The sequence below is a fragment of the Pseudoalteromonas sp. T1lg23B genome (genome assembly GCF_002964665.1).
Classification (GTDB): Bacteria; Pseudomonadota; Gammaproteobacteria; order Enterobacterales; family Alteromonadaceae; genus Pseudoalteromonas.
In genome coordinates, this window is the sequence record NZ_PQBZ01000034.1 from 429 (window position 1) to 9,771 (window position 9,343).

4 protein-coding genes are annotated in these 9,343 nt (G+C 41.6%); 3 read left to right on the forward strand and 1 reads right to left on the reverse strand.

Features of this window, described 5'->3' with window-relative positions:
* The first annotated feature begins 389 nt into the window (after positions 1-389).
* A complete protein-coding gene (locus C2M32_RS08580; RefSeq protein ID WP_199886140.1) occupies positions 390-6,155 on the forward strand; it encodes a M4 family metallopeptidase in 5,766 nt (1,921 codons plus the stop codon).
* A 164-nt stretch (positions 6,156-6,319) separates the two neighbouring features.
* Here the strand turns inward: C2M32_RS08580 and C2M32_RS08585 are convergent, their stop codons facing one another.
* Positions 6,320-6,703, reverse strand: a complete 384-nt coding sequence (locus C2M32_RS08585; protein WP_105168041.1) for a hypothetical protein — start codon at positions 6,701-6,703, stop codon at positions 6,320-6,322.
* A gap of 589 nt (positions 6,704-7,292) precedes the next feature.
* Between C2M32_RS08585 and sbnA the strand changes: the two genes are divergently transcribed.
* Positions 7,293-8,276, forward strand: a complete 984-nt coding sequence (gene sbnA / locus C2M32_RS08590; protein WP_105168042.1) for a 2,3-diaminopropionate biosynthesis protein SbnA — start codon at positions 7,293-7,295, stop codon at positions 8,274-8,276.
* 14 nt (positions 8,277-8,290) lie between these two features.
* Entirely contained in the window at positions 8,291-9,304 is a 1,014-nt protein-coding gene (sbnB, locus tag C2M32_RS08595; protein ID WP_105168043.1) for a 2,3-diaminopropionate biosynthesis protein SbnB, read from the forward strand.
* The last annotated feature ends 39 nt before the right edge of the window (positions 9,305-9,343 follow it).

A 9,343-nucleotide genomic window follows, 5' to 3' on the forward strand; every position in this document is an offset into this window, starting at 1 on the left:
ACTTAATTAAGTGAAAAGCCCATCCATTCGGATGGGCTTTTTGCGTTTTGGGTCTGTAGGTCGTGATAAGCGTAGCGCCATCCGACGTTTAAGGACGAGGGGTGAGAGGTGAATCCCTCGGCGGTAGTCAAACTTGCTCATCTCACCTTGCGCAAAAGGAATGTCAGTATTCGCTATTAAACTTTTGCGCAGTTGTTGGAAGGCGCGTCGCTTTTCCAACCTACCGCTATACGAGTTTTACTTTTGTACCAAAGACTTCGCTTTTCCAACATGCGGTTTGTCGTTAACCTACCGTTCAACTTGTCCCAAATTTGACCAATTTAATACTTGTGACTTAACCCTTAATTAGAGACAATTGACAGGGAAATATTGGGATAATAGGAATATTAATGAAGATAAAACCAAATATAGGTGTGGTTGCAGCGGCTACCCTATTTGCAGGAAGCGCTCTAGCTGAAGGGTCTCAGCTGGTTACTAGGCATAATTACGATACAGTTCAGTCGCTTGTAGCACAAGGGAATTATGCGAGTAAGGGCAGTAATGGCCTGAACTTTAAAAAGATACAAACAGCGGTAAATGCTCATCGTATGGCAAAAGGCGCTGATCAACCATATCGACTACAACAGTTTTATGGTGACACTCCTATTTGGGCACAACAATTGAGTGTGCAAGGTATAAATGGACATATTAGTGGCTTTTTTGTACAGAGCATTGATGAGGTTACATTACAAAAATCAAAAAACCTTAAGTTCGATGTAAACAAAGCAGCTCAAATAGCTTTAAAGAAGGAAAAGCTTGAAAAGTCAGTTCCATATACTGTTAGTTCTAATGAACGCTATGTAGTTATGCTCGCAGGAGAGGCGAAATTTGCGCGCTTGATTGAGTTAAATATATTAACGCAACAGATGCAATCGAAGCCTGTGGTATTGGTGCTTGAATCAGACTACACATTAATAAAACATTGGAACAATGTTCACAGTGCAGAAGCAACTGGACCGGGTGGTAATACAAAAATTGGCCGGTATGAATATGGTACGGATTATCCTGCACTGGTTGTGACACAGATTGACGATACCTGTTATCTGGAAAATGATAAGGTCAAAACGGTTACTATGGAGTCAGGAAGTGAGCCGATTGACGCTTTTTCTTTTGCGTGTAGCCACAATACTCACAAAGAGATAAATGGTGCTTATTCGCCACTCAATGACGCCCATGCTTTTGGCACAGCTGTCTATGATATGTATTATGATTGGTACAACACTGCACCTTTAACATTCAAGCTGTTAATGCGTATTCATGCAGGAAGCGGGTGGGAAAATGCCACCTGGAATGGCTACGCCATGACGTTCGGTGATGGTGCTGATAGATTTCATCCCTTGGTTACTTTGGATATAGTTTCTCATGAAGTAAGCCATGGTTTTACAAATCAAAATTCAGATCTTATTTACTATGGTCAATCAGGCGGTATGAACGAGGCTTTTTCTGATATTGCAGGAGACGCGGCGGAGTATTACCTCAGGGGAAGTAATGATTGGCTTATCGGTGGGGATATGACGAAGACAGAGGATGCGCTTCGGTATTTTGAAACACCGTCCAATGATGGAAGATCGATTGATCACGCTTCTCAGTATTATGACGGAATAGATGTTCATCACAGTAGCGGCGTTTTTAATAGAGCCTTTTATTTGTTGTCAAACACCAATGGCTGGAATGTTCGTCAAGCGTTTGATCTAATGGTTAGAGCTAATCAACAGTACTGGGTTGCATCTTCTAATTTTGAAGATGGTGCGTGTGGCGTAATCAACTCGGCTATTGATCTTAGCTATAATGCACATGATGTTATTCAAGCCTTTCAGACTGTAGGTATTGTGTGCAATAACATTCAATTTGTTGATGTTGATAGCGATCTGATGGATGACAACTGGGAGCTATTGTACGGGTTGAATCCTAACGATGCCACTGATGCTCAGGGTGACCTTGATGATGATGGTTTAAATAACCTTAAAGAGTACGAAATACAAACGAACCCAACTTTGACGGATACCGATGAAGATGGCCTGTCAGACTATGATGAATTCCATAGCCATCAAACAAATCCCACTAATGCAGACTCTGACTCAGATCAAATGCCAGATGGCTGGGAGATTAGCTATGGTTTAGATCCTAATTCTTCTGCAGATGCACAATTAGACGCAGATGAAGATGGGGTTAGTAATTTAGTTGAGTTTTTATTCGGAACGGAACCTAATAACAGCGCATCAGCGCCTGATGTCGCCAGCGTTTGGAATATTGATTTTGAAAATGGTGAACTACCACAACAGATGCTGTTTTCAGACCCAGCTAACCCTTGGCAGATAACCGATGTCCAGAGTCAAGGTTCATACAGCCTGACCAATAACAATATAGAGGATGGGCAAAGCACCTATGCTGAGACGCTTGTTCTAACTGATGGTGGTGTACTGTCATTTGACTATTTTGTTAGCACAGAAGAGTGTTGTGACTATTTAAAAGTGTACATTGATGGTGATCTGATCCACCAAGCTTCTGGACGGCACGATTGGCAGGAGTTTAGATTAGATGTCGATGCAGGTATGCATACAATACGCTTTGAGTACTATAAAGATGGGAGTGTTTCAAGCGGATTGGACGCAGTCTTTGTAGATAATATTCGAGTGGTTAGCCAAAATGCAGATAGCGATGGAGATAGCCTGCCCGATGTGTGGGAGATTCTATATGGTTTAGACCCACTTGATGCTGCTGATGTAAATCGTGATCTCGATGAAGATGGTCTGACCAACATCCAAGAATTTGACTTAGGCACATTTCCAAACAATAGCGATTCGGATGGTGACTTTATGCCTGATGGCTGGGAGCACACGTTTGGTTTAAATCCTATATCTGACGTAGATAGAAACCTTGATCTAGACAGAGATGGCGTCAGTAACCTAGCTGAATATGTATATGGTACAGTCCCCAATGATCCTGAATCAGTACCGGAACTCCCCCCAGCAACGTTATTTAACTTTGAAAATGGAAGGTTGCCTGAGGAGTTTGTTTTTTCTGATATCACTCAGCCTTGGATTGTAACTACGGTACGTAGTAAAGATAACTTCAGTCTGAGCAGCAATGATATTGATGACTCACAAGTTACCTATGTTGATTATGAATTTGAATCGGAGGCGGGGATACTATCGTTTGACTACCTCGTTAGTACAGAAGGGTGTTGTGATCATCTGACTGTTTATTTAAACAATCAGGAAGTTTTGAGGTTGGCAGGTGAGTATGATTGGCAGCATTTTGAGCAAGAAATAGCAGCCGGTAACTATACAATTCGCTTCGAATACTCCAAAGATAGCAGTGTATCAGATGGTTTAGATGCCGTGCTGGTCGATAACCTAAGCATTTCTGGCCTTGTGATTGAATCTCAAGACAGTGATGAAGATGGTATGTTCGACAGATGGGAAACTGAAAATGGCTTGGATCCAAATGATCCATCAGATGCGACCCTAGACCCTGATCAGGATAACCTAACTAATCTGGAGGAATTCATTAATTCAACCAATCCACACGATGCGGACACGGATAGTGATGGAATGCCTGATGGCTGGGAAGTATCCTACAGCCTCAACCCACTGGTTTCAACGGATGCGCTTATAGATAGCGATCAGGATGGTTTGACGAATTTAGAAGAGTTTAACCTTAACTCTGAGCCTAATAATCAAGACAGTGATAACGATGGAGTCAAAGATGTTGAAGACATTGAGCCGAGCAATCCAAATGTAGGAGAAAATGCAGCTCCTGAATTTGCTGCGTTGGGAGCGGTTACTATTGAAGCGAGCGCAAAATTTACTCCCGTCAACGGATTGTTGTCAGTACCTGAGGCTACAGACAACGGTCATAAGGCACCTACCGTTTATTTGTTAAACCCCCAATCGTTGCCACTTGGTGAGCATCAAATCACTTGGGTGGCGGAAGACGCTGTTGGTAATCAAGCTGAAGTCGTTCAGACAGTACATATTGTTGATACCACTGCACCTGTGCTGCTTAACGACAATTTGCAACTTAAAGACAGAAATGAAGAAGCCTTTATTTTAGCTGTTAAAGACAACAAGATAGCCTATGACACTGTAAGTGAAGTCACAGGAATTGAATTGGTAGAGCCTACGAACTTTAGCCCTGGTCTAAAAAAAGTATTGCTTAAATTAACTGATGCGGTTGGAAATAGCGCGATTTATACACTGAACCTAAACGTGCTGGTTGAGCTACGTATTGAATCTGAAACTTTGGTGTACAGCAATTCTAACGCAACGTTGAACTATTCATTTATCGGTAGGCCGACAACAGAATTTTCGTTAACACTATCAAATAACAATGGATATTCAGAGTCTTTCACTGTTAAAGAAAATGGCAAACTAAACCTTAGTGAGCAGCTGTTAACGGGCGCCGATGGTGTGTACGTTAGCTCAATACAGACAGATGAGGTTTATGTAGGTCGATACTTTGCTTCTGAATTCAGTTATTCGCACAAAGAAGCTAAGTTACAAGTAGATATCAATGCATGGCAAGATGAACAGCCGATCTCGTTGGGTGATAAACAGGGCAATATGATTTCTATTGATTTTATTCTTGCTAATGTTCATCCAACACACGAATATGGTTTTGAAATGTTGAACGGTGATATTGATGCCGTTGTTAGCATTATTTACAACGATAATGTCGTAACATTGGGCGTAATCCCTGAAAAGGTCGAGAACGATGAGTTTGCACTCACAGTACGAATGAGTGCAGTCGGCGAATTAGTTGGGGTAGTAGAATACGCGCTACCGCTTGTTGATTCTATAGAACTTGATGGTCAAGCTGACTCTGACAATGATGGTATCTCAGATGCAGAAGAGGGAACCAAAGATAGTGACCGTGATGGTATTCCTGATTACCTTGATGATCAGCCTGATGTAACATTCGCGAAACTTAATGACAATGCGTACGTAAGATCGACCAAAGTCACCGATAAGCTGAAAGTCGGCCCTGCGAAGCTGACTGAAACAGGGCTTATGACTCGAGATGTGTCTATTTCTGAAGAAGCGATTACGAGTTATTTTTCTGCTAATGGATGGGATGCAGAGATAGCGGATGAAATGTTTCAATCAGTGAGTGAGCTTGTTAACCTGAACGTTGAAGTTGGTAACCAAGGCGCTTCGTCTGTGCTGTATGTACCAGTCAAGAACAGCTTAGTGGCAACAGACCAAATCAGTGCTAGGGCACTGACCCAAACCGGCTGGAAGAATGTGGAGATGGTGCCTTCAGATACGCAGTTAACTGGATGCGAGTCATGCTTGGGTATCGTTATCACAGACGGTGATGACATGGATCTCGATAGCTCAGAGTCGGGTAGTATTGAAGTTGTTGTTAAGCTGGCAATTGATATGCCTAATCAGGCTCCCGAATTAGTCATAGAGGGTTACTCTGATACTATGGATGAACGTTCTCAAATGACGCTGGACGTGAGCAAAACAGTTGACCCTGATGGTGATAGTTTAAGTTATAGTTGGACTTCATCTGACTCACGTTTAGAGTTATCTCTAAATGATGAGGCGAGTGTTGTAGAGTTAAAAGTTGGTGATATTGAGGAAGATTTTTCCGCCGTCGTAACACTATTTATTAACGATGGACATGAACTTTTTGAAACTCGATTTGATATTGCGGTGAAGAATGTCAACCGAGTACCTCAGGTTTCAGCAATCTCTAATGCAAGTGTAACAAGTGGTGATACGCTGACAATTACTGTTCAGGCCAGTGATTTAGATGGTGATGCTTTAACCTATCAATGGACTCAAACGAGTGGTATTAAGGCTGATATCGACAATGCCAACAGTGATACAATGTCATTTGTAGCGCCGACTGTACAAGAACAATCTGAGTTGATTTTTAAAGTTATCGTCAGTGACGGTGTGGCTCAGAGCGAACAAATGTCAACGGTCACTGTTATGGCTGCCAATGACAACGGTGATGGTAATACCGATGGAAATAGTAACGCTGGCAATAGCAACAGTGGTAAAGATGATGGCGGATCAGGTGGTAGTTTAAGCATGCTGATGCTATTACTACTGTCGTTGTTGGTAACGAGACGTACACAGGGTGTTCGTTTCAGAGACTGATACACTGAGCAAGACTTGTTGTGATGCCGTGAAGTACTGAGGCAATCACAAAATAAAGCACTGAATGTACAGACATTCAGTGCTTTTTTATTGCTGATAAGCTATCAATGGCGTCTCGTAAACCGCAGAGATTCAGAGTAGTGTAGCGCTTTGTGTGGCTTCTTTTAACGATGCTTACATTTTATGAGTAGGCTGGTCATGGCATCTTTTTTTAATTTCATCGCATGTTCGTACTCTTCTTTTGTGCACGTTAACCTGCCATAAATATCTTTTCTGAGGATCGCATCAGACATATTCATTTTTGGTTGATAAATCTTACGATAGGTATTGAGTACCGCTTTACTGTCTCTTCCCAGTTTAGCAACAAGTATACTGATGTCCTGTTCATTGATGTACTCACCTCTCATTAAGGCTTTTCTGATTGGCTCAATTGCTTCATTGAATTCGATGCGTCTGTCTCGGCCAATGTTTAACTTGTAACCTAACCAAGCACCAAGAATAATGCCTATAAACCCGCCAACTAACAGCCCAAGAATCATTTTCGACATTGTTAATCCTCATAAGGAACGGCTACTAAGTTCACTCGTCACATAATCAGTTTAATAGGGAATTGAAGATATGGTATCTGAATTGACAAAACAGGGATAAATCATCTGGTCACGTGCATTTTTAAAAATGCATAACGATAAGTGATGTACGCTGGGGAATTCACTCTAAAACAAGTTTGACGCTATAGCTTACTGTTAAAAACTCAATTATTTGTTGGTGCGGATAGGTCTAATAATTTCAGCTCTGTGACCGTTAGATGCTTATCCAGAATACAAGTTAACCACCATTTAAGTTTGGAGTTACTGTTTTTATCTTACTGTTGTTGTTGTACTCATATTCAAGTATACGCTAGAACCTTTGCTATTTGCATTTTAAGTCATTGTTATTATTTAAATAATTTCTTTTCTTCCTTAGTGTCTGAGGAAAATCAAGCAAAGATATACCGGTCCTTATTTCTTATTTTTCTATTTGGTCTATTAAATTTTTCATAACAAAGTCGTATTATTGACTATAAATGCAAATAATAATTGATCTTATTTGCATTTGGTGTAAATTAGCGCTCCATAACGAATGTGGAGGCAAAGGACAATGATTTACGACAGTATCCTATCTTGTGTAGGCAATACACCAACGGTACGTTTAAGCAAAATGTTTCCGTATCAAGAGCATACAGTTTTAGCAAAATTAGAAATGCTAAATCCTGGAGGTAGTATTAAAGATCGCCCTGCCAAGTTTATGGTGGAGCAGGGTATTAAACGAGGAGACATCACACCTTACAGTCATATCATCGAAAGCTCATCAGGCAATTTGGCAATTGCGCTGGCGATGATTTGTCAACAGCATGCACTGCCATTTACTGCGGTCGTTGACCCTAAAATTTCTCCAACCAACCTGAAGCTACTAGAAATTTATGGCGCAAACATCGTTCAGGTTACTGAAAAAGATCAGAACAATGGTTACCTGCAAACTCGTATTGATACAGTAAAACGTTTAGTAGCCCAAACCGCCAACGCCGTGTGGATAAATCAATATGCGAACCCAGATAACTGGCGTAGTCATTACTTTGGTGAAGCAGAAGAAATCCTAAAAGATCTCGAAGTAAAAGTTGATTACTTAGTTGTTGGGGCCAGCACATCAGGCACTCTGATGGGCGTTGCACGTCGTTTAAAAGAAGCAAATAAAAACCTAAAAGTTGTGGCTGTAGACATAACTGGCTCAGTACTTTTCGGTGGTACGTCTGGCCCAAGAGAGTTACCAGGTATCGGTGCTAGCCGAGTGCCCGAGTTATTAGACCCAACAGAAGTCGATGAAGTAATTTATGTGGATGATTACGAGTCCGCATCTGCCTGCCGAGAGCTAGTCAAAAAAGAAAGTATTTTTGCTGGCGGCTCCAGCGGCTCTGCAATTGCAGCGATTAAGAAGCTGCTTCCTTCAATCCCTAAACACAGCGTTGTGTTAACCCTGTTTGCTGATCGTGGCGACCGTTATCTGGATCTTGTATACGACCAAGATTGGTTTGACATGGTTAAACAACGTCACCTTTCAAATACGCAATTAGAACAAATCGTCTAGTTAAGGAAATATCAATGACAGTACAAACTGAACTACGCTATCTAAGTCAAACCGACCTTAAGCAGTTGGGCGCAGATCACAGTGATGCCTTTATTCAAGCAATTGAAGAAGGCCTAAGGTTACATGCGAAACAACAATTTGTTCAACCGCTTAAGCCTTATTTAAGATGGTCTGATGCACCGCATATTGCTGACCGTATCATTGCAATGCCTTGTTATTTAGGCGGTGAAAACCCAATCGCAGGGATCAAGTGGATTGGCTCTCGTCAACACAACCCAAGTAAATTCGATATTCCGCGTGCGAGTGCCGTGATCATCCTAAATGATGCACAGACCAATTACCCTGTGGCTATCATGGAAGCCAGTTTGATCAGTGCAATGCGTACAGCCGCCATCACAGGTGTAGCGACTAAATATTTAGCTAAAAAGGATTTCAGTGATGTGTCTATCATCGGTTGCGGTCCGATAGCACAGATGCAAGTGCAGACATTGCTTGAACAATATCAATCTATCAAAACAATTCATTTATATGATCTGTCAGCAGTAGCAGCTGATCGCTTGATTAGTCAGTTTGCGGGTGATTACCCAACAGTGGAGTTTGTTATTCATCCATCAGCACAAGCGGCAGTAGAGCAAGCAGATGTATTAGTAACCTGTACTGTTTCAGATGCGCCTTACATTCCTTATGCGTGGCTGAAAAAGGGCTGTTTTGTGTCAAATATTTCCATCATGGACATTGAAAAAGAAGTATTTGTGAAAGCAGATAAAGTCATCGTTGATGATTGGGATCAATCAAACCGCGAGAAGAAGGTTATTAATCAATTAGTTGAAGAGGGCAAGTTTAGTCGTGACGCGCTACATGCTGAGCTAGGTGAAATCGTACTAGGTGAAGTAGTAGGACGTGAAAATGACGATGAAATCATCCTTTTAAACCCAATGGGTATGGCAATAGATGACATTGTGTGTGCGCGTTGGTTCTATCAAGCAGCCTTGGAAAAGGATGCGGGTACTAAGTTACCGCTATTTTAATCGTTGAAGAAACACACGGGCATGCCAAACCGCGCATGT